Origin of the sequence: Psychrobacter sp. AOP7-B1-25 (genome assembly GCF_052376195.1) — a bacterium.
Classification (GTDB): Bacteria; Pseudomonadota; Gammaproteobacteria; order Pseudomonadales; family Moraxellaceae; genus Psychrobacter.
This window is the reverse complement of record NZ_JBQSVK010000003.1, coordinates 173,741-196,135: the sequence shown is the minus strand read 5'-3', so window position 1 is coordinate 196,135 and position 22,395 is coordinate 173,741. Positions and strand designations below refer to the sequence as shown.

Genomic DNA, 22,395 nt, shown 5'->3' with positions numbered 1-22,395 from the left:
ATAGAAGAGTTAGGATAAACCTATGAAAAACCAGCCCAATGACATAGTGACGTTTGAGTGGTTGCTACCATTATTCAATCAGCAGTTATCACAGGTAACTGACGGTTGGCAATTAGGTGAATCTAGCATCGATTATGAGCAGCTAACATCAAGCTATCATCAGATTAGTGGTGCGCTCACCATGCTCAACTTGCCGTTGCTAGCAAGTATTGCTAGCAAATTGAGTCAACTTGCAGAAGTAGAAAGTTACGATGAGTTTTCTACTAAAGAGCGCCGTATAGGTCAATTAGCTCATCGATTGTTAAAACGTGAGATTAATCAGTATGCGCGTACAGACATCTATCATATAGAGCTAATAAGTAGGGTAGTTGATGAGCTGGCCCAAGCCCTGTCTCAACGAGGAATAGAAACTGAAACTCTTATCAACGTTAGTGATATTCAGCATGAGTACGTAGATGATCATGCTAATTACGAAAATATCATCAATAGTATTAGAGCGGCTGTTCCGTCAAATCCAGCAACTACTAACCTAACGAGCGAACAGTGCCAGCAGTTGTTACTCGTATGGCGCCAGCAAGTGCAAGCATTACTGAGCACCAATAAAAACCAGCCATCAGTACTCAGTACCTTGGAGAAAGCTAGCCAGTATTTATGGCAAACAACACAAGATAGTGACTTACAAAAACTATGGTACTTGACCAAATTACTGCTCAGCGACTTGGCCCATAACGAGACGCCGCTTCCTGAGCGTTATGCAACACTATTAGGTCAGCTTGATCAAGTTATAGAGTCTTGTGCCCAGTCAAATAGAGTGCCTTCAAATATCGTTGTAAAATTGACCATAGCAATCTATGTCGAATTAAGTTATCTAGCACACAGTAGCAAACGTACCCAGTCTATTTTAGATGAGGTATTGCAGAGCACCACGATAGCGCCACGTTTTTTATCGCAATTATTAACTCAGCTTGAGGCGCTTATCTTTAAGCTAGATGAGCCTGATACTTTGGTAGCACCTTTACAACATATCAAAGAACAACTTAGAAACCGAGGCTGGACTTATTATGTGTCTCAAGTGGAATCAATCCTTACAGATCTAAAGCAGTCTCTTATATCAGAAACAAGCTTTACACAGGCACAATGGCAAATTGAGCGCAAGCTGCAAGTGCTATATAACGCTATTTATAGTACTGAGCAGACCATTTCACTTAAAATTGGTGATGCGACTTCTTTCGCTACTATGCCTGAAGTGACTGGTAGTCACGAGACAGAGTTGACAGGTAAGCATGAAACTATTCCTACCGATGACGGTCTACGTGAGCTGCGAATAGCAGTAGAATGGATAAAGCAAAGTTTCAACGAGTATATACAACACCAAGATATTGGATTGTTGCCAGCGACTACTGATTTTACCAGTGTTGGTCAAGCCTTTGATGATATGGAGTTGCCAGAAATTCGTCATACAGTGGATGATATAGGTAGCCTGTTTGCGCAGTTAACTACTCGTAATATCACCACTCCAAGCTGGAGTTTGGTGCAAGCGTTGGCTGAGAGCTTAACCTCTGTTGAGCTGTTACTTGATTATCTTGCACAGCAGGTTTTTGATCAGCAGTTGCTCACTTTAGCAAACGAACATACGGCCAGAGCAACGCAACTTCTTAATACTTATATCACATCACCAGAAATGACTAACGAGACTGCAGTCACCCAGAAATTAGCTGCGACAAATGTTGTACGTTACGATGATAGTGGCGAAATTAGCCCTGTTATCAATATAGGCGATGAAAGTGTAGTTGAACAAGATAGTGTGAGTCTGTCCAATAATACTGAAAGTGATGCACTAAAGCAGGCTCGTGAACACGTAAAGCCTGATAATTTTGACAACTTTGAGACGGATGAAGATGTACACGATGTCTTTATCGAAGAAGTGACAGAAATTATTACTGATCTTGAGGCTTTTCTTCCTATTTGGGCACAAGACTCGCAGGATCTAACACCGTTGACTGAAGTGCGTAGAGGTTTTCACACCCTAAAGGGCTCAGGCCGTATGGTTGGCGCCTTTAGTATCAGCGAGATAGCATGGTCAATCGAAAACCTACTCAATCGTTTATTAGATAAAACATTGTCAGTAACAGATGGTGTTGTAAATCTAGTGGTTGAGACAACAAAAATTCTACCAGCATTGGTAGCAGATTTTTCAGCGCAGCGCCTACCAAGCTTTGATCCTGCGATTGTTATCTTACAAAGTAGCAATCTTATGAGTCAGCAGCCGGTCAACACTGGACTGACGCTAGCTGAACTTGCTCCCAAAGAAGTTATTTCAGATGATGCAGAATTAGAAAAATCGCTACTAGAAATTGATGATGCTGATAACGATTCTAATAACGATAGTACCGAGTTGGTTACTGACTCAAATAACAAGGAAGTGAATATCAATGAATATCTATCTACATTGGATATTCCAGATAGTCTTGCACCTTTTATTAAAGATACTAATCAACTACCAGTTGATGCTAATGACGCAGACCCTGACATCAGAGAGATATTTATAGAAGAAGCCAATGAAGTACTGGCAGAAATCGTGCCTTTATATGAAAGCTGGCAGAAAGCACCGACCGACTTAGAAGGCCTAAAAGAGATTCGCCGTGGATTTCATACTTTAAAAGGTTCAGGCCGTATGGTAGGCGCTAACTATACAGCTGAACTGGCATGGTCTATAGAAAACATGCTTAACCGCGTTTTAGATAGTAGTATCGTTATTTCAGCTGATATGCGTCAACTGATTACAGATGTACTAGCGGCTTATCCTAAAATGCTAACAGCATTTGAATTTAATACTCAAGACTATCCAGCTATTGTCCCAATGTGGATTGCGTGTGCTAATGCGTATAGTAAACAGAAGGGTAATGAATTTAGCTATGTTGATTTGTTTGCACAATCAGTAGATAGTCCTACAAATGAGATAAATGAAGAGGCGACATCGTGGCCTGATATGGTTGAGACTGGCGCTGCTTATGATGATAGTGAAGCAATAGACTCGACCTTGCAGACTTTTCATTCAGTCAATGAAAGAATGGCAGAAGCAACGATTGTCCTTAGCCCTCAAACTGAGGAAGAGAAAGCATTTTGTAAGATATTTATTGATGAAGCAGAAGAGCTGCTTGATTGTATCGAGCAGTTTGTCAAAGATAATAGAAACCAAAATCATATAGAAATCACAGATGAAATCGTACGCGCATTCCATACTTTGCGCGGCGCTTCTGGCTCTAGTGCTTTGGCTGCTATCAGTGAGGTCAGCGCAACCATCGAGCATAGCTTAGAGCTCTTGCAACAACAAGACAGAGGGATGAATGCTCAACACTTGGAAGCATTAGCTCAGTCAGCCACATTAATAAATGGCTATCTAAATAACTACAAGCAAAATATAGAACGGCATAATGACTTGGTAGAGAATAATGGTTCGCAGAGTCAAAGTGATATAGCGTCATTGCAAGCCATGCTTGGTGAGCAACACGTGGTTGATGACACTACCACTATGACGAATAAGCAACCGACGATAGAAGAGTTATTAGACAGTAATATTGATACGTTGCTTGATGCTGAGTGGGAATTAGATGATGCATTGAATCATACTGATGTAGAGCATGTCCAAGATTATATAGATCAGCAAGTGTCACAAATAACTTCCCTCATGGAGAGGGCGCAAGCATTTCCAAAGTTTGCCAAAATTCTTGATGAACTTGGCAATGCGTACGGTTATTTGAGCAATAATCTTGATAAAGCCCAAGACAAAGATATTCAAGCAATACTGCATGCAGGTCATGCTCAACTGATAGGTTTGTTTGATGCTTTAGCTGGAAGTACGTCTTTAAAAGTAGATAAACAAGTCATCGACGAGCTACAGAGTATCTATCAAGAAAGTGACGATAACGAAGACGTTGGTTTCGTTGTTAGAGCGGTTCCAGCACCTGACCTACAGTTTGAGACCATTGACACTGATGCTGAGTTATTAGAAATATTTTTAGAAGAGGCGCAAGAGCTTGATACTGCACTAGATGAAAGCTTCAATAAATGGCGTGTCGATATCACAAATATAAATGCATTGAAGGTTTTACAGCGTCACCTGCACACAATTAAAGGTGGTGCACGGATGGCGGGTATTCGTAGCATTGGTGATTTGACCCATGAAGCAGAAAGTGTCTATGAAGCATTTGTCGAGAATCGAAGAGTACCAACAGCGCAGTGGCTTGAAATCATGCAAATGGTGCAAGACACGATGTCACAGCAAATAATGCATATTGTGAATCATAAACAATCTTTCTTTACTCCAGAGCTTATTGAGCAGTTGCAAAAGTTTGAAAAAACGAAAACGTTGCCAGAGGCGATTAATTTAGTCATACCAGTACCGAAAAGTCATTTCGAACCTACAGAGAGTAGCCTTGCGAACGATATTGCTGACAAGAGCAATGAGTTATTGAGTACCCTAAGTCTAGATAGCATGATTAAACAATCGTGGGCTAATGGATTGCCTGACCCTGACATATTAGCGGTATTTTTAGAAGAAGCAGAAGAGCTTACCAATCGTAATAAGTATCTGCAATTGTTCTTGAAAGACACAGGTAATACCACAGCATTACAAGCACTCCAGCGTGATTTGCACACCATAAAAGGTGGGGCGCGAATGGTTACTGCCTCCGGTATTGCTGACTTGGCGCATGAGATAGAGTCAGTCTACACTGATTTTGTCAGTAATCGACGTCCAGCTACCAAAAAAGCATTAGAGTTGCTGGTTGCAAGTCATGACTGGCTAGCTGACGCGGTATTTATTCTTCAACAACAGGTTAATCCGCCGACACCGACGTTATTGATTGAGGCATTAGAGCAGTTTAGCAAAAATCCTGATAGTCTAAAAACCATACCTAAAGAGTCCTTACAAACGCAGCGTGAAGCAGTCTTAATTGCCAAAGCAAACCAAGACTCACAGTATCTTGCAAAAGATATCAGTGAAATGCCATCTATGCTTAGAGATACTCACGAAGAAGAACAGAGCACTAGTAGTAATGAAATGATTCGTATCTCAGGTGGTTTGATCGAGCATATGATTAATCTATCTGGTGAGTCAGCGATTAACCGTGCTCGTATTGATATGGGTATCAGTAGTTTGACAAACAGTATTGAAGAGATGGGTACAACGGTACAGCGTTTGGCAGATCAGTTACGTCGTATGGAAACTGAACTAGAAGCACAGATTTTGTCTCAAATAGATGATGAGCTCATTCATAACGAAGACTTTGACCCTCTAGAAATGGATCAATATTCTTCCTTGAATCAGTTATCCAAGTCATTGACAGAATCGGCCTCAGATTTGGTTGATATTAACCATACATTGTTAGAAAAGACACGCGACAGTGAGAGTTTGCTACTACAGTTGTCTCGTACCCAGACTGAACTGCAAGATGGGCTGATGAACTCACGTATGGTGCCATTTACGCGATTGACACCACGTCTTGAACGTATCGTACGTCAAACAGCCAATGAGCTTAATAAGTCTGTTGACTTGACTATCATCAATGCTGACGACGAGATGGATAGAACCATTCTAGAGCGAATTACTTCACCACTTGAGCATATGTTACGTAATGCTGTTGATCATGGTATTGAAACCACGTCAACCCGTCTGAAGTCAGGCAAAGAGCGTAGTGGACGTATTACTCTTGAGGTAAATCGTGAAGGTAGTGAAATCATCATCAAGCTAACAGATGACGGCCGTGGTATTGACGTTGAGGCAGTACGTAGTAAGGCCGTCTCTCAAGGTCTGATTGATGAAGACGATGATAGTTTGTCAGACCTTGATATTATGCAATATGTCTTTAATGCTGGATTAAGTACTAGTCAACAAGTGACTCAGATTTCTGGACGCGGCGTTGGTATGGACGTTGTTATTAGTGAAATTCGTCAGCTAGGTGGGGCGGCATCTGTTGTTTCAGAATCTGGCAAAGGCTCAAGTTTCACAATGCGTCTACCATTAACGGTAGCTGTGTCTGATGCATTGGTAGTTCGTGCTGCAGATCGCTACTATGCAATTCCATTGGTACAGATTGAGCGTGTGGTTCGGGTTAATCCAGAGAAACTTTATGACTATTATCAATCAAATGATGCCACGCTAAATATTGAAGATACTGAGTATCGAGTACGCTATCTAAATGAGATTCTATCAGGTAATAAATTAAATGAGTTGGTTGTAAATACCAATACTAGCTTACCGCTTATCATTATTAAAAACCGAACTGGACAGAATATTGCTTTGCAAGTGGATCAGATTGCAGGCTCGCGCATAGAAGTCGTCGTCAAACCTTTAGGTCAGCAATTATCAAATATTCCAGGGGTTTCAGCTGCTACTATTATGGGCGATGGCTCAGTGATGCTCATTTTAGATTTGATTGCTCTCATGCGTAATGCGCAGTTGGTCAAAAACATTACGAAAGCTGTTGACACCAAAAAAGGGCGCATAGAGTCCAAACCTAATATTCTAGTCGTCGATGACTCCGTGACGGTGCGTAAAGTAACCTCACGTTTCTTAGAGCGTCAAGGGTTCAATGTGGCAGTCGCTAAAGACGGTATTGATGCGATCGAGATACTGCAAGACGTCACTCCAGATATGATATTACTTGATATCGAGATGCCTCGTATGGATGGCTTCGAAGTGGCGACTCAAGTCAGACATAGTAGTCGTCTGAAACAAATTCCAATTATTATGATAACGTCACGTACTGGTGAAAAGCATCGTGAGCGTGCCCTAGAGATTGGCGTAAATGATTATATGGGCAAACCATTCCAAGAAAAAGAGTTGCTTAATAAAATGCAAAAATTACTAGGTGAAGGGGTTAGCCTGACTAATGAATGATAATGCACGTGTTTTAGCGCTGCGAAAAAAAAATAAAAACGATATTAAGGTGATGGTGGTGGCAGAAGATCACCGCCAGCGCATGGCTTTTTCAGATACGGTACGTGGTTTTGGTTTTACGCTGGTCGGCTGCGTTTCACGAGCACAGTGGCAGGAGACACATGCATTGTCTCATGAAGCTATTGATATTTGGCTAATAGACAGTGATTATGATGACAATGTGGCAGTCGCGACTGTAGCATCCAGACCAGCAGCAGTATTGGTAGGCTTCAGTCCGGCTCCATATCTAAATGAATCCCATGAATACGCAAAATGGCAACGTAAATTGAAGCGTAAGTTTGCCCAATTGCTTGACTTGCCAATATTGGCAGATGCTCCAGTTTATAAGAGCAATGATAATGATTGGTGTTATGTCGTATTCTTGGGCGCCTCTATGGGTGGTCCTAGTGCGGTAAAAGAGTTTTTAGATAATGTACCAGCCACATTACCAGTATGTATTTTATTGGCACATCACTTCAATCAGGCTATGATTGGTACGTTACCCCGTATACTTAACCGCCATAATGACTGGTGCTGTAAAGTGATTGCCTCTTCACAGCGATTGCGAGCAGGGCAGTGTTTGATAGTCCCTATTGATAAGCAGGTTGTCTGTGATTCGACAGGTCGCGTGATACTATTGGATCAAGAGTGGCGTGGTGAATACAAACCTGCAATTGGACAATTACTCAAAAATACCAGTGATGTTCATGGTAGCGAGCTTATCAATATTATATTCTCAGGTATGGGTAACGACGGCTCTCAGTATTTAGATTTAGTCCAAGACAATAATAGTCAATTGTGGGCGCAAGATCCAAGCTTGAGTGCATGTCCAAGTCAACCTCAGGCTATTATTGATTCAGGGTACTGTAGCTTTGTTGGCAGCCCTACTGAATTAGCAAGAAAACTAATCGATTACATTAGTGAAAGGGCAGCTAGCCATTTACATTAACTCGTTGCGAGCGACGTATGAAACAAATTTCGAAACATTCGTTTGAAGCTGTCAGTCTGTTGACTACCAACAACGGTATGCTTGATGTCACCATTGTTCCAGCAGTTAATCAACCAGACTGGATCATTCCGAGTGCTCTAATTTTGAGTGTGAATGAGTGTCAACAGCAGGTCTCTAGTCACAACTGGCAACAGCAAGATTTGGCGGTTTTTCATTTGTTATCACAAGATCAAGTACCAAATAAAATAATTATCTTGGAAGGTAATACGACCGAGCACCGTTTTGCGTTACAGACAGCGGGTGATTTACGTCAGATACAAGCACGTATTGCTGAAGTGAAAGATGTAGAGACACCTGAACAGTTTCGTGGGACTAATTTTGGAGAGGGGGAAGAGTATTTTAATAAAAACGACGTCTCATCTTACCTATATCAAACAGTAATGATTGATGATGAAATCTATTTAGTGCCAGATTTAGATAAAATTGCCTACCACCTGATTGATTTGGATGGCTAGATTCTTATCTGTATTTCAGGTATTCTCCATTCTATGAATAGTCAGCCAATAATATTAATGATTTTATCTATTAAATAGTTATTAGCGGGCTTATAAAATTGTTTAGAGATAATTCCTGACAGAGGTAGTAGAGTCGCTCATGAATAATGCCAACTCGAATGTATCAAAGTGGTCAGCTAGCAGCCGTATCTTTCATTGGATCAGTGCAGTTTTGCTATTGGTAACATGGATAATGATATTGTTGCACCAAAATCTAGATAGCAATTCGTACATTGGGTTTCATAAAGCATTTGGCGTAAGTTTATTGTTTTGGATGATTGCCCGTGTCATCAATCGTGTCTTTACTAAAGCGCCACCAGCATTGCCTATGCCAAAGTGGCAGATGCTAATATCCCAGCTTTCCCATTTTGCGCTTTATGCCATATTGATTGCTATGCCTTTGGTCGGTTTATTGATGACAGTGTATGGCGGGCGACCGGTTGATATCTTTGGTATTTTTCAGATTCCAGTATTTGTTGACACAGATAGAAGTTTGGCACGTTTTTATAACAACTTGCATACTGAGATTATTTGGCCAATGATTATTGGCTTTACCGTCTTGCATATAGCTGCAACGTTGTATCATCAGTTTGTCAAAAAAGACAATCTTATTGCCCGTATGAAATAATCTATAAACATAAAAAAGCCCCAAGTATTAAACTTGGGGCTTTTTTATGTTTATTATGAAAATACGTACAGTTGGAAGGTTGGTTTTTATGAGAAGGTTATTTTTGATGCTCAGGCAAATTGATATTCATCTCTAATACATCTAAGCTATCTTCAGAACGATGGTTGATATTGACGTCATCAATTTGTACACCGTTAACGTATTTGTTCACCACTTCCAAGATTTCACGCTTCATTTTTTCGATACGATCTACCGTTAAGCGATTATTCAATCTGTTTTCGCTAGCAACAATAACTTTTAAACGTTCAGTTGCTAAATTTGCACTACCTGCGTTACTGTTATCGTCAGTACCAAATAGGCTGCTCCAAAATCCTTTTTTCTTAGTCATCATTAACCCCCAAACCAGCGCTGTAGTAGACTCTTTTTCTTCACATTAATATGACGTAGTGGACGCTCTTCACCCAAGAAACGGGCGACAATGTCGTCATAACATTGACCAGCAACAGAGTCGTTATAATGAATAACTGGTTCGCCATGGTTAGACGCTTCAAGCACTGAATGGCTCTCAGGAACAACGCCAAGTAGTGGAACTTTTAGAATGTCGTTAGAGATAGTGTCAATATCCATCATCTCATTCGCAGCCGCACGCTCAGGATTATAACGAGTAATAATCAAATGCTCACGAACGCTGCCTTGGCTCTCTTCTACTTTTTTTGTCTGACTTTGTAAGATACCGATGATTCTATCTGAGTCGCGTACTGAAGAAATCTCAGGATTGGTAACAATAATCGCTTCATCAGCATGATACATCGCTAGCTGTGCACCGCGCTCGATACCGGCAGGTGAGTCGCAAATGATGTAGTCAAATTGCTTAGAGAGTTCAGCCATGACCTCTGATACCCCTTCGTCTGTCAGCGCGTCTTTATCACGCGTCTGACTGGCTGGTAGTATATATAGGTTTTCAAGTTGCTTATCTTTGACAAGTGCTTGCGACAAACGCGCGTTTCCAGTGATGACGTCAACGAAGTCATAAACGATTCTATTTTCGCAACCCATGATCAAGTCTAGATTACGTAGACCTACATCAAAGTCGATAACAACCGTTTTATAGCCACGTAACGCCAAACCAGCGGCAAAAGAAGCGCTTGTCGTGGTTTTACCCACACCGCCTTTACCTGAAGTGATTACAACTATCTTCGCCACAATGGCACACTCCTATGAATCAATGGGATATCTTTTATATAGTAAATAGCAAAACAACATGTTATTTATCTAACATATATACACTATCTTCGAAGCTAGCCTAGCATAAATAAATAAAAATTTATAGCAGCTCGATACTAAAGCGGAAAAACAACCTATTTATCGCTCAATTAGCCTCTCTACGTGGCATTGGTAGAGTCATAATCATACTTTTTGGCTAAATGAATAGGTAAGCTTAACTACCTTAGTTTTCTATAAAGTCACTTCAACGTGTATTATTTTTAATAGCGTCTTAAGTTTCGTCCATTACCGTGAATACTAAGCCTTCGCCTTCTACAAATTTTACTTGTACAGATTTGTCGATGACATGTTCAGGTAAGTTGTCTCGTAAGCAGTATGTTCCTGCTACTGATACCAGTGAAGGATTGAAAACTTGGCAGAATATACGGGCATCTTTATCACCTGTTGCGCCTGCAACCAAGCGCCCTTGTGCACGGCCATATACATGTAAGCTATTGTCAGTAATCGCTTCAGCACCGCTATTAATACTGTTGGTCAAAATTAAGTCGCCACCAACATGATTGAGGCTTTGTCCTGAACGTAGCATTTGATCATAGATTAAGCTAGTAATATGCTGAGTACTTACCAATGTCTCGGTGGGCATACTAGACAGTGTCGTTTCAGTAGCAGTCTCGCTTGTGGTAGAGGTGCTATCGTCGCTGTTAGCATCAACTGCTTCGGTATTATTGTTTTCTGCTACTTGTTGGGTAGGAGGCTTTTTGCTTGGTAATATGCGTTCGATACGTTTACCATCGGCTGGAAATATCGCCAAGCGCTGCTCACGTGCTTGCGCATCAAGCATACCTGTCACCACGCCAATAGGCTGTAATCCCCATGCCCATAATAGCTCTACCAATGCTGATAAATCCTGCTCAACGTCACTATCAATAAGGATAGGGATATTACTCGATTTATTGCTGAGCGTTTCAGTTAGCTGAGCCTCTATAACTGCTAAATCGTTTGTACTAAACTGTACGCGTGAAAACGTCAGCATTTTGCCATAGAAAGCTAGCGCTGGTACAGTCTGGTTATCGTTAGCTGAAACTGTCATATACAAACCCTTAAAAATAATTCTGTCACGGTATTATATCTCTTATTGCATCGTGCTATCGGATATCTAAATTATAGATTTAGCATATCTTGGTGCTTCCATTGCTGCACTTTTACTTGCGCTTCAAACGCAGTTAAACTGTCCTCAATGATACTAGAAATTAAAGTATCTAGCGCTGTATTATTGGTATCTATTTGCGCAATACCGCTAGCAATTTCTATCATCAGTATATCTAAGCGCTTAGGGTCTAAGAGTCGTTTGTTCAACGCATTGACGACGTTCTCACCGATATTATGCCCGACATGGTGTAGCTGTGATTCAATCAGGCTGCCCGCGATAGGGATCATGCGTAGATAGCGGCGCAACTCAGGTGTGTTTGCCAAGCCTTCTTCAATCGCATTGCCCATCTCACTAGCCAACATACTGCCACCACCTGATGAGGCTGTGAGTTCTTGCAACTTTGGTGCAAGCTCTGTGCGTAGTACAGACAATACCGCTGTTTCAATCTCATTGCGGTTTTTTGCAATCGTCGACTCGATGAATGATTTATGAGTATCTGAACTGGTTAGTTCTTGTCGAAAGTTTTGTATCGCCGTCAGAATAACGCGATCGGATAGCTCTTCTAGCAGTAGGTCAATGTAGAATTTGATTCGATTGATCCATGCTTGCGGCAGAACTTGGTAACCCAGCTGATATAGACGTCTTCCAATAACGACCGCTCGCAGCAGTCGCAAAGCACGTAGCTGAGGAAAACAGCCCAATACTTCGTACCAATGAACGAAGGGGAAAAAGAACCAGCGATAATAGACTTTTTGTTTGATGGCAATCGCCCAACGCAGCAACAACTCAACGACCAGAAAGATGGTAAAAAACCCTCCAGCAGTGCGTAGAGGATCATGTAGCGTTGCCTGATACCAATTAAGTGCTTCACTGACAGTTAACCATTCTGCAGCATTACTACTGAAACTGCTCATCAAAATAGCATCGATACTGATCAACAGTAGATCAATACTGATGGCAATAATCATGACGATATCATAAGTGAGCTTAAGGCGACTTGGCTTTGGATGGTTGTGTTTTGGTGGCTCATCACTTGGTGAATAAAGAGGCTGACTCGAAACAGGTTCGGTAGCTAACGGCGAGCTAGTAGTAGAGGTGGACACAGTCATACCTTATAAGTAATAAATGGCACAAAGAATGGGTAAGAAATCGATATATACTGTCATTTATTCTTAGCGTAGACATCGAAAATCTATGAGTTTATGACTAGTCACATTATCAATGAATAAGGCTAAAAAACAACCCATATTCGACTAAAATTTACTTATGAGGACTTACTGTTTTAACAGTAAACATCATAAGTAAGATATGTGTATGGTGATACTCGTACCCGTAGCTTTGTTCCCCAACAATTTTTTATTTCGTTATTGGTGTTTACTACATCAATGTTTGTTGTATCGATATTTTTACTTAGTACGCTTGTATAGACTGTGCTTGGTATCTGACAAGACTTAACGATAAGCCAGTTTAGTATTGCTGAACAGCTTAGTATTGATAATCGTCGTTAGATAGCTTGTGTTTGAGGGTCTGTTCCAAAATCTGCCAACATAGTGCTAATACGTTCATCTTTTTGGCGCCATACTTGCTCAACCCAGTCGAACATTTGTGCCTTCGTGTCCTCGTCATTTTCGTAACCCCCTTGTTTGATACTTTCGAACAAGGCATCTGGCATGTCGATATAGCGCAAGTCAACGCCCAAGCGTTTAATATTGCCTTTCCAAAGATCTCCATAGCTTGGCACGCCATCAGGGTATACGATAGTCATGTCTAGTATGCCATCGATATCTTCACCTAATGCGCTGATAGCCAATGATAAACCGCCTGCACGTGGTTTTAATAAATGCGTATAAGGTGACTTTTGCTGAGCTTGCTTGGCTTTCGTGAAACGAGTACCTTCTAAATAGTTTAATAAAGTGAAAGGTTTGTCTTTTAGCAGCGCACAGGCACGTTTGGCTTCTTCTATGTCTTTACCTTTTAGCGCAGGGTTTTTGGCGATGGCTTCTTTTGAATGTCGGCGCATCATTGGAAAGTCTAAAAAGTAAAAAGCTTGACCAACGATAGGGATGTAAATCAGCTCAAACTTGGTAAAAAATCGCGTGAGTGGCAAGCGTTTTTCGCCAATATACTGCACGATGCTGGTATCGACCCATGATTGGTGGTTGCTAACCAATAGGTACTTACCATTGGTATGAATGTCATCTGGTAGGTTGATACGCCAATCTTTGTGAGGCAACATATTATCTATTAAAGCACTGTTGCTACTGATCCAGTGAGTAGCAATTTTGATGACAGCTTTGTCCGCAACCGAGGCGCCAGTAATCACTTTGCCGACACCCATCAGCCACAAAGGAATACTACCGCCGAAGCTATTGGCGGCGATGACACCAGTGGCTGTTGCAAACGAAACAGCTCTGCCCAACTTAGGCGAACGTTTATGTAGTTTTCGAATGGTAGATGTCAAGCGCATGCTCAATCCTTCTCAGTGTGTCTGATTAATAATAAGTCATATGTCGCTGAAGCTAATGTGCTAATCCACTATGAAATAGTAATCAAGCTAACCTTACTTGAAGTATCGCGATCATTTGTTTATCTTAACTTTGTTAGAACGGTTGTCTATCAAAATCGTCAAACAACGGTTTGTTTAGCTTCCAGTAAATGTGATATTGCAGCTTAAAATGAATAGGCTAGTAACAATATAATGTAAATGCGAAGGTTGTTTATGTTCAATAATGGCAAGTTTAGCTACATAATTTTAGCAGAAACCAGTTGCGGTGTAAGGTTATAAAGCTGACTCGTAGTAGCAAAAGGGAAATGGTTGTGAGAGGTTAAAATTCGGATATTAGGATGTTAGCAATATAACCTGCACTTCTCATACATAGGTGTGACAAAATATTACACATATTTAGAGTGTAGTTGCCATAATAATAGCGATAAGCAATTAGAAGATTAATGGACAATCTTTGTAAAAAGCACAATTTTTTAAACTTAAGAGGAAATATTATGCGTAATACTTTAATGGTCGCAGCAGTTGCATCAGGTTTAGCCCTTAGTGGTTGTGTTACTGATCCAAATACAGGGCAACAGAGTTTAAATAAAACAACGCTCGGCGGTCTAGCTGGTGCACTTGGTGGTGCAGCTATCTCTAAGGCTACTGGTGGTGACGAGACTGGTCGTGATGCTGCAATTGGCGCAGCATTAGGTGCTGGTGTTGGTTACTATATGGATCGTCAAGCTAAGCAGCTTGAGCAGCAAATGGCTGGTACTGGTGTAACTGTTGAACAAAACCCGTCGACAGGTAACATTGATCTAGTAATGCCAGGTAGCATCACGTTCTCTTTTGATAACGCAACGCTAAACTCATCTTTCAAGCCTACACTTGATAAGCTTGCTACTACTATGAACCAGTACAACCAAAACACGATCACTATTGCAGGTCATACTGATAGCCAAGGTTCAGCATCTTACAACATGGGTCTATCACGTGATCGTGCTTATTCAGTTGCAAACTATCTAACGGCTCGCGGTGTTGCTTCAAACCGCATCAACGTTGTGGCTTATGGTGAGTCACGTCCTGTTGCAGATAACAGCACTGATTATGGCCGCCAGCAGAACCGCCGCGTTGAGCTAACCGTTAATGCACCACAGAGCGTAAACTAATCAATAGCTATATATAGCTATTAAATACATACTAAATATTTGAGTACATATTTTCAAAGAAGAGTCAGCATTATGCTGGCTCTTTTTTTGCATTTTTTATATGGCCAAAACAACGACTATGCATAGATATAGTTAATATTAAATTAAATATTGATAATGATTATCAATAACACTATAATTTGTCAATGTTTGCTATTGATACAATACTGAAAGTCTTATTATGTGCATTGTGACTCAACGTGCATCGCTGAGATAGCCTGCTGTAACATGGCTTGATTATCAAGATAATTGAGGCTACCTAACCAAAACGAATTTTTTGCTATATTTTTGAGGATATGTATGACAATTTCTACCGTAACAAGCCGTAAGCTTATACCAACTACCTTAGCTGTTGCACTTGCAGGAGTATTAATGGTGTCGGGCTGTACAAAGCAAGCCGATGAAGACACCGTTGCAGCGACAGAGACGCAAACAGAAGTAGCAAACACAGAGACGGCTGATAATACAGATATGACAGCTGCCGAAAAAGCACATATTGATAGACTAGTTATCAGTTATGCAAACATGGCACATGCTGCTTATAAAGACTCGTTGGACACAGCCAAATTACTGCAAACTGTGGTAGAGACCTACGTAGCTACTCCAACACAAGAAAATCTTGATGCAGCAAAAGCTGCCTATAAAGAGGCGCGCCAGCCATATTCTCAAACTGAAATTTTCCGTTTTGATGAAGGTTTTGTGACGGCTAATGATGAACGCGCCATCAACAGCGTCGATAGTTGGGAAGGTCAGATCAACGCTTGGCCGCTTGATGAGGCACTGATTGATTATGTTGGTGACGACTACGAAGGCGAATATAACAGTCAAGAAAATATCATCAATAGTGATAGCATTACTGTGGGTAGCATTGAGCAAGATACCAGTACGATTACACCTGAGCTACTTGCAGAAATGAATGAAATCGGTGGTAGCGAAGCCAACGTAACAACTGGCTATCATGCCATTGAGTTTATGCTGTGGGGTCAAGACAACAATGGTGTAAGAGAAGGCGCAGGTAATCGTCCAGTTACTGACTATGCAACTGAAGCTGGACAGTGTACTAGTGGTGATACCGCCAACGAAGATGCCAACATCTGTGAACGCCGCGGTGAATTCTTAACTGCTGCAACTCAACTATTGGTTGATGACTTAACCGCGATGGAAGCCCAGTGGCAGCCTGAAACCGAGAATACTTTACGTAGTGATTTGATAGCGCGCAAATATGATAATGGTCTGCGCCAAATTATGTATCAAATGGGTAGCCTAGCACTAGGTGAGCTTGCTTCTGAGCGTATGCAGGTTGCTTTCGTTACTGGTTCTACCGAAGATGAGCACGAATGCTTTAGTGATTTGACGCATCTAAGTTATGCCAATAATGCTCGCGGTATTCAAAACGTCTTTAATGGTAGCTATACAACAGTCGCTGGTAAGACAGTAGGCGGTTATGGCATCCAAGACTATTTGACGGATAACGGACACACAGAAGCTGCTGATAAGTTGGCTGCTGAATTTGATAAAGTAGAAAGCGCGTTCGACGTTATCGTTGAAAAAGGCGAAGAAGACGGTATCAAAATTGATCAGATGATTGCAACTGTCGGTCAAGCAAGCCAAGAAGGTATCTCTGCTGAAGAACAAAACGTTCGTCGTGGTTGGGTTGAAGCAGGTATCACTAGCTTACAAGAGCTGACTGCCAGTATCGAAAACGCTGCAAAAGCAGTTGGAATCGATAACCTAGACGCAGATGCAGGGTCACAGTTTTAAGAAAAAATTAAGCTAGCGACCCTTATTTAAAAGCCTCTAATTGGCTTTATGACGTTTTATTAGTCGTTATAGGTCAGTAATCGCTGTTTATTAGATACTTAGATTGGATATAATACGTGCGTTGTCAGCCACCGTTGGCAGCGCATTTTTATGAGCATTAAATAAGCCAATTGGCCTCTATACCACCTCATTATATGTCTCCGCAATCATTGTTCATCGACATATAATGAGGTGGTATGGCAAAACTTTAATGGTTCTACTCTAGCGCTAAGGCACTTAATTTCTATGAACGTTAATCATGCTAACCCCTCTGACTCTCCTTCTGTTACTCAAACCCTACGACATACACCCTCTAAGCTTGCTCTAATTCTCGCGAGTGTAGTAGCTATCAGTGCATGTCAACCATCCGATAGCGCTTCTGACGACGCTACTGACAATGTTTCTGATGATACTGCCGATCAGGTCTCAAGTACTGAGAGTAGCAGTAAAAACAGCCAATCGTTGTCGTCTAAACACGCCAAAAATATAGAGTCACTGGCGGGTGTGCCGATGCAGCAGTTGGTGAGCTTTGACCCTCAAGAGATTAAGCAGGGCGGTGACTCTGGTATTAGTATTAGCAGTGCTGAAAGCTACTCAAAGCCTTCATCGAACTTAGCAGCTTCTCGCAAAGGATCGTTCTTTATTGGTAATGCATTCTTTAAGCAGCCATGGGTTGTTGCTCCTGCTAGTACTGATAGCCGTGACGGGCTTGGCGCATTATTTAATGTGGCAGCTTGCCAGTCTTGTCATGTCAAAGATGGGCGAGGTCATGCACCGATGACTGCTGATGACGATGCCGATAGCTTATTAATTCGTCTGTCTATGCCAGCGACCACCGATGAGCAGCGTCAGCAGTTAAAGGACTCGCTGATTGAAAAGGTGGTTCATCCTATGTATGGTGGGCAGTTACAAGACCGCGGTATTCAAGGTGTGCCTGCTGAAGCGAGAATTGCGGTGCAGTGGACAGACAAACCAGTTAGCTTTGCTGACGGGTATGTTGAAACGTTACGTGCGCCAACGTTTAATCTGACCAAACCTGGCTATGGCGCTTTTGACGATAACATGATGGTATCGCCGCGTGTGGCGCTACCGATGATTGGGCTTGGGCTGTTAGAGCAAATACCTGACGATGACATTAAAAAACAAGCCAGCGATAGTAATGATAGCGATATCAGTGGTAAATTTAACTGGGTAATGGATCCTCAAACAGGCAAGCATGCGCTCGGCCGATTTGGTTGGAAAGCTGGTCAAACCAAGCTGATTACCCAAAACCAAAGTGCCTTTAATGAAGATATGGGTCTAACGTCAAACATCCGTCCTAACGAATCCTGTATGCCAACGCAGACCGCTTGTCTAAATGCAGCGACTGGTGCGGATGAACAAGGTAGCGGTAAATCACCTGTTGAAGTTAACGACGAGGTTGCTAAATTTGTAGAATTTTATACCCGCAATCTAGCAGTGCCTCATCGCCGCAATGCAGGTGATACGCTCGTGCTGGCTGGCAAAAAGCGTTTTTATGACATGGGCTGTCAAAGCTGCCATACACCAAGATACCAGTTGCCAAAAACCGACGATGATCATCTTGAGCAGCATGGCCAAGTAATTTATCCTTACACAGATTTGTTATTACACGATATGGGCGATGATCTCGCTGATCGTACGATTGCTGGCAAGCTACCGCCAAAAGATGCCCAAGTTGAATTTTTAGCCAACTCTTATGAGTGGCGTACGCCAGCACTTTGGGGCGTAGGACTTGCTCAAACTGTGGATTCTCAAGCAACGTTTTTGCATGATGGTCGTGCCCGCACGTTGATGGAAGCGGTTTTATGGCATGGCGGAGAAGCTGAAAAGCAAAAGCAACAAGTATTAGAGTTAGACAAGCAAGGTCGCGCGGAGCTCAATGCGTTCTTAAAGTCGCTATAATATAGTCAATGTAAAACGCTATACATTATTACTTATAACATTACTGAGAAACCTATGAAAATAAACCACGCTTTGGCAATGGCGCTATCTGCGTTGAGTGCTGGACTGCTGATCAGTTGTGTCAAACCTGCCGATGACAACCAAGCTACAGATGTAGATAGCCAAGAAGTTGTGCAAGATAGTGCAGTTACTGACAGTTCAGCAAAAGGTAACGAAGAAAGCACGGAGCAAATCGTTGCGGTAGATATCAGTCCTGAGACTGCGGAAACGTACTTGACACATGTGGCAGACGATATCGTGATTCCTGCGTATGCCGATGCAGCAAAGCAAAGCGACCTCTTAAATGAATTGGCGCAGCAGCACTGTACACAAGCTCCGGTCAGTGGTGATGAGCTACAAGAATTACGTGCGCAGTGGCTGGTATTGGCACAAGCTTGGTCGAGTGCTGAGATGATTAACTTTGGTCCTGCAACGGCTAGCATGAGCAATTTATACATTAACTACTACCCTGACGAGCGCGGACTCGTACATAGTGGTGTGGCTGATTTAATCGCTGCCAATCCACAACTAACACCAGAGCAGCTTGCTAACGAGAGTGCTATCGTACAGGGTGTTCCAGGGCTGGAAGAAGCTTTGTTTGCCAATGACAGTTTAGACGCTGGTCAGTGTGCTTATGTCATTAGTGCCAGTAGTGCGTTGAGCACACGTCTAAAAGACATCGAGACAAACTGGCAGAAAAATGCGACCGATTTATTGGCAATAGATCAAACAGCAGAAAGTGATCAAGGGCTGAACCAGTGGTTTAATTCTCTACTGTCATTGATTGAGACCATGAAATCTAATGCTATCGATCAACCACTCGGTCTGACGGGTAAAGCGAAAGGCCATTTGCCTGCTGCTACTGCTGGTCAAAGCCGCGCTATTATCAATGCTAAGTTAGATACAATCAATAAAGCCATGACTGACCCTGTATTGACGGCTATTCTTGGTAGCAATGATGAAAACAAAATTTCGGATAATCTATCGACTACACTTGCTGATACGACCGCATTATTAGCACAAATGCCAGAAGATTTATCAGAGGCTAGTAAGGACGATCAGCAAGCGTTATATGATCATCTGACTGATGTTACTCGCTTGATTAAACGCCAGTTAATCCCAGCACTTGGTATCCGTGTGGGCTTTAACAGCACTGATGGCGATTAGACAATGTCTACTATCGAAGCGAGTACAGCTGTGCCAGACGTCCAGACTTCTGACCAGATGGATAGATTGAATGATGCTGGCATAAATTCAACAGGTCATGAGCTTTTGACGACGTCAGTGCTGACAGCAGTTGGTACAGCGGCGCTGGTCGGTATTCATCATCGTTATCGTAAGCAGCAGCATCCAGATGCCAGTTTGCAAGATTATGTTGACGGTATTCGTACACAGTTTCAGGCATTACGCGGCACTTCTGATTCAATACCGAAGCTTTCGCGCTTACGTCATGCTTGTGAGCAAGCAGCGGTAACATGGAAGCGGGCTTATCATGCGATAGATGATGATAAACGTGATGTGCCTGACTTTGGTGCTGTGCATACGACAACGATGCTAGCGCGACCAGTCAGCTGGGTCAGTGGCGTCGCATCTATGCCAAAAGATCAAACCTCATCGAGCCAAAATGAGCATGATTTTGGTGTGATAGGTATTGATGCCGACAGACAAATCGTTTGGCAGACGACTATGCCTGAGCGTGTCCACGACATCGTTGTTCAACCTGTACATGTACTTGAAAATAAAGCTCAGCATAGCAATGCGGATCAAAGACGTGATGTCGTCGTAATGGGTCGTCGTCCAAGCGAAAGGTTTTGGGTACTTAATACATCAAATGGGCAGGTAATGTATGCGATCACAGCTGACTCAAACCGTCACTTTTATGGTCATGCTTGCTATAGTTTAGATGGTAGCTTGCTCTACGTCACTGAGAATGACATCGTGAGTTTGGTAGGAAAAATTGGTATTTATGATGCCAATGATGCTTATCAAAAAGTAGCAGAATTTGACTCATATGGTATCGGCCCGCATGAGCTGATTATGCATCCTGATAGCGAAACGCTAGTCATTGCAAATGGTGGTATCAAGACTGAACAGGCCTCACGTGAAGAGCTCAATCTAGATACCATGCGACCATCATTAGTCTATTTAAATCGTCATGACGGTACACTGCTTGAGCAAATAACTCCCGAACATAATCAGATGAGTGTACGCCACTTAGCCATGCACGACGATGGCACAGTGATGATCGGTATTCAGTTCCAAGGTGAAAAACATATCAATGTACCATTGGTATTGACTCATAAACGTGGTGATGCCAGCTTCACGCCTTTAACCATGCCAAACAATCAATGGCAACGCTTCCACCAGTATATTGCTAGCGTAGCGGTTGATAGTGAGCGCAACTTACTGTGTGTGACCACACCAATTGGTGGCTGTGCCGCGATTTACGACTTACATACTCGCAAGCTGATTGATGATGTAAGTCTGCCAGATTGTGCAGGAGCTTCAGTTTTAGTTAATTCTAATGCTTCAATGAGTAAAGTTGATAAACAAGCCGAGCCGACAGGCTTCATAGTCAGTGATGGTCAAGGGCAGTTAACAGCGCTAAGAGTACATGCTTTGCCAGAGATAAAGCCGGATACAGAAGACGATGTTGGACGCTATGGGCGGATTGTCAAAGACAGTCAACTGCATATGATGTCATTTGACAACCATTTACAAGCGCTGTGATACGTTTCATTCAATAAGAGTGATAGATGAATAGGCGCGGCTGTTAACAATGACTATTACTAGAATAATAATAATAGTCAGCCAAGGAGGTAGAGCATTAGCTTAGACACTAATTTAGATACTGTCAGGCAGCAGCTTACAGAGGCAGGCATCGATTTACATATCAGTAAAAAGCGTGTTAAAAATATCAATTTTCGCCTAAAGCCTCATACGTTGATGGTCTCTATACCGATGCATGTCAATAAGTCTCAAATGTTGCATGCTGTGGCTAAGCGGGTGCCGTGGGCTATTGAACATCACCCGCAAGTGTTAGAGCAGTACAGACGTAGGCAGAGTACGTCATCTCACCCTTTAGCTTCTAATAATTCAGTTGTACTATGGGGTATGGAGCAATCGTTTACGCTCAGTCCCGATAAAAAAACCACCTATTATCGGCAACAACTCTCCGAAGTCGCACCTGCACTATTTGAAAAATGGCAACCAATCGTTGGCGCTTATGCCAATGAGATACGGTTGAAAAAAATGCATACGCGCTGGGGCAGCTGCAACACGCGTGCAAAGCGAATTTGGTTATCAGTCTATCTTCCTGCCTATCCTATCGAGTGCACTGAATACGTAATCGTTCATGAGCTGTGCCACTTGCATCATGCCAATCATAGCCGTGCGTTTTGGCAAACGGTTGCCACAGCAATGCCAGATTATCTGCAATGGCATAACGTCTTAGCGGGCAAGACAGGCCAGCTGGATTAAACCTATCACCTA

General features: G+C 42.2%; 15 protein-coding genes. 10 read left to right on the top strand and 5 right to left on the bottom strand.

Annotated features, from left to right (window positions below):
- The first annotated feature begins 22 nt into the window (after positions 1-22).
- The 4 genes from ACT3QR_RS04895 (at position 23) to ACT3QR_RS04880 (ending at position 9,071) form a co-directional block, all read left to right on the top strand.
- Positions 23-6,901: an Hpt domain-containing protein gene (locus ACT3QR_RS04895; RefSeq protein WP_444520266.1), complete on the top strand. Its 6,879-nt coding sequence runs from the start codon at positions 23-25 to the stop codon at positions 6,899-6,901.
- On the top strand, positions 6,894-7,889 hold the full coding sequence (locus ACT3QR_RS04890; RefSeq protein ID WP_444520265.1) for a chemotaxis protein CheB: 996 nt from the start codon (positions 6,894-6,896) through the stop codon (positions 7,887-7,889). The genes ACT3QR_RS04895 and ACT3QR_RS04890 overlap by 8 nt, the downstream gene beginning before the upstream one ends.
- 17 nt (positions 7,890-7,906) lie before the next feature.
- The gene (locus ACT3QR_RS04885) at positions 7,907-8,404 is read left to right on the top strand and encodes a hypothetical protein (RefSeq protein WP_444520264.1); all 498 of its coding nucleotides are present in this window, start codon (positions 7,907-7,909) and stop codon (positions 8,402-8,404) included.
- Between the two features lie 139 nt (positions 8,405-8,543).
- Positions 8,544-9,071 (top strand): cytochrome b, encoded by a 528-nt coding sequence (locus ACT3QR_RS04880; RefSeq protein WP_444520263.1) that lies wholly within the window; start codon positions 8,544-8,546, stop codon positions 9,069-9,071.
- Between the two features lie 97 nt (positions 9,072-9,168).
- Here ACT3QR_RS04880 and minE read toward each other — a convergent pair whose 3' ends face one another.
- From minE to ACT3QR_RS04855, 5 genes are all read right to left on the bottom strand, one after another.
- Positions 9,169-9,459, bottom strand: coding sequence for a cell division topological specificity factor MinE (gene minE / locus ACT3QR_RS04875; RefSeq protein WP_444520357.1), 291 nt, complete (start codon positions 9,457-9,459; stop codon positions 9,169-9,171).
- Between the two features lie 2 nt (positions 9,460-9,461).
- Entirely contained in the window at positions 9,462-10,274 is an 813-nt protein-coding gene (minD, locus tag ACT3QR_RS04870; RefSeq protein ID WP_444520262.1) for a septum site-determining protein MinD, read from the bottom strand.
- Between the two features lie 292 nt (positions 10,275-10,566).
- Complete coding sequence (minC, locus tag ACT3QR_RS04865) at positions 10,567-11,385, bottom strand: septum site-determining protein MinC (RefSeq protein ID WP_444520261.1); 819 nt, start codon at positions 11,383-11,385, stop codon at positions 10,567-10,569.
- A gap of 71 nt (positions 11,386-11,456) precedes the next feature.
- Complete coding sequence (locus ACT3QR_RS04860) at positions 11,457-12,548, bottom strand: hypothetical protein (protein ID WP_444520260.1); 1,092 nt, start codon at positions 12,546-12,548, stop codon at positions 11,457-11,459.
- A 401-nt stretch (positions 12,549-12,949) separates the two neighbouring features.
- Complete coding sequence (locus ACT3QR_RS04855; RefSeq protein WP_444520259.1) at positions 12,950-13,912, bottom strand: acyltransferase; 963 nt, start codon at positions 13,910-13,912, stop codon at positions 12,950-12,952.
- A gap of 533 nt (positions 13,913-14,445) precedes the next feature.
- Between ACT3QR_RS04855 and ACT3QR_RS04850 the strand changes: the two genes are divergently transcribed.
- From ACT3QR_RS04850 to ACT3QR_RS04825, 6 genes are all read left to right on the top strand, one after another.
- Positions 14,446-15,102, top strand: a complete 657-nt coding sequence (locus ACT3QR_RS04850; RefSeq protein WP_444520258.1) for an OmpA family protein — start codon at positions 14,446-14,448, stop codon at positions 15,100-15,102.
- Positions 15,103-15,441: 339 nt separating this feature from the next.
- The gene (locus ACT3QR_RS04845; protein WP_444520257.1) at positions 15,442-16,902 is read left to right on the top strand and encodes an imelysin family protein; all 1,461 of its coding nucleotides are present in this window, start codon (positions 15,442-15,444) and stop codon (positions 16,900-16,902) included.
- Positions 16,903-17,187: 285 nt separating this feature from the next.
- Positions 17,188-18,864 carry a di-heme oxidoreductase family protein gene (locus ACT3QR_RS04840; RefSeq protein WP_444520256.1) on the top strand — a complete coding sequence of 559 codons (1,677 nt, stop codon included), beginning with the start codon at positions 17,188-17,190 and terminating at the stop codon, positions 18,862-18,864.
- 54 nt (positions 18,865-18,918) lie between these two features.
- Positions 18,919-20,070: an imelysin family protein gene (locus ACT3QR_RS04835; protein ID WP_444520255.1), complete on the top strand. Its 1,152-nt coding sequence runs from the start codon at positions 18,919-18,921 to the stop codon at positions 20,068-20,070.
- Positions 20,071-20,073: 3 nt separating this feature from the next.
- Positions 20,074-21,633: a DUF1513 domain-containing protein gene (locus tag ACT3QR_RS04830; protein WP_444520254.1), complete on the top strand. Its 1,560-nt coding sequence runs from the start codon at positions 20,074-20,076 to the stop codon at positions 21,631-21,633.
- Positions 21,634-21,864: 231 nt separating this feature from the next.
- Positions 21,865-22,383: a M48 family metallopeptidase gene (locus tag ACT3QR_RS04825; RefSeq protein ID WP_444520253.1), complete on the top strand. Its 519-nt coding sequence runs from the start codon at positions 21,865-21,867 to the stop codon at positions 22,381-22,383.
- The last annotated feature ends 12 nt before the right edge of the window (positions 22,384-22,395 follow it).

Excerpts from the sequence above, each read along its gene's own strand:
- ACT3QR_RS04895 (WP_444520266.1), top strand. The coding sequence starts at position 23 with ATGAAAAACCAGCCCAATGACATAGTGACGTTTGAGTGGTTGCTACCA.
- ACT3QR_RS04890 (WP_444520265.1), top strand. The coding sequence starts at position 6,894 with ATGAATGATAATGCACGTGTTTTAGCGCTGCGAAAAAAAAATAAAAAC.
- ACT3QR_RS04885 (WP_444520264.1), top strand. The coding sequence starts at position 7,907 with ATGAAACAAATTTCGAAACATTCGTTTGAAGCTGTCAGTCTGTTGACT.
- ACT3QR_RS04880 (WP_444520263.1), top strand. The coding sequence starts at position 8,544 with ATGAATAATGCCAACTCGAATGTATCAAAGTGGTCAGCTAGCAGCCGT.
- minE (WP_444520357.1), bottom strand. The coding sequence starts at position 9,459 with ATGACTAAGAAAAAAGGATTTTGGAGCAGCCTATTTGGTACTGACGAT.
- minC (WP_444520261.1), bottom strand. The coding sequence starts at position 11,385 with ATGACAGTTTCAGCTAACGATAACCAGACTGTACCAGCGCTAGCTTTC.
- ACT3QR_RS04855 (WP_444520259.1), bottom strand. The coding sequence starts at position 13,912 with ATGCGCTTGACATCTACCATTCGAAAACTACATAAACGTTCGCCTAAG.
- ACT3QR_RS04850 (WP_444520258.1), top strand. The coding sequence starts at position 14,446 with ATGCGTAATACTTTAATGGTCGCAGCAGTTGCATCAGGTTTAGCCCTT.
- ACT3QR_RS04845 (WP_444520257.1), top strand. The coding sequence starts at position 15,442 with ATGACAATTTCTACCGTAACAAGCCGTAAGCTTATACCAACTACCTTA.
- ACT3QR_RS04840 (WP_444520256.1), top strand. The coding sequence starts at position 17,188 with ATGAACGTTAATCATGCTAACCCCTCTGACTCTCCTTCTGTTACTCAA.
- ACT3QR_RS04835 (WP_444520255.1), top strand. The coding sequence starts at position 18,919 with ATGAAAATAAACCACGCTTTGGCAATGGCGCTATCTGCGTTGAGTGCT.
- ACT3QR_RS04830 (WP_444520254.1), top strand. The coding sequence starts at position 20,074 with ATGTCTACTATCGAAGCGAGTACAGCTGTGCCAGACGTCCAGACTTCT.
- ACT3QR_RS04825 (WP_444520253.1), top strand. The coding sequence starts at position 21,865 with ATGCATGTCAATAAGTCTCAAATGTTGCATGCTGTGGCTAAGCGGGTG.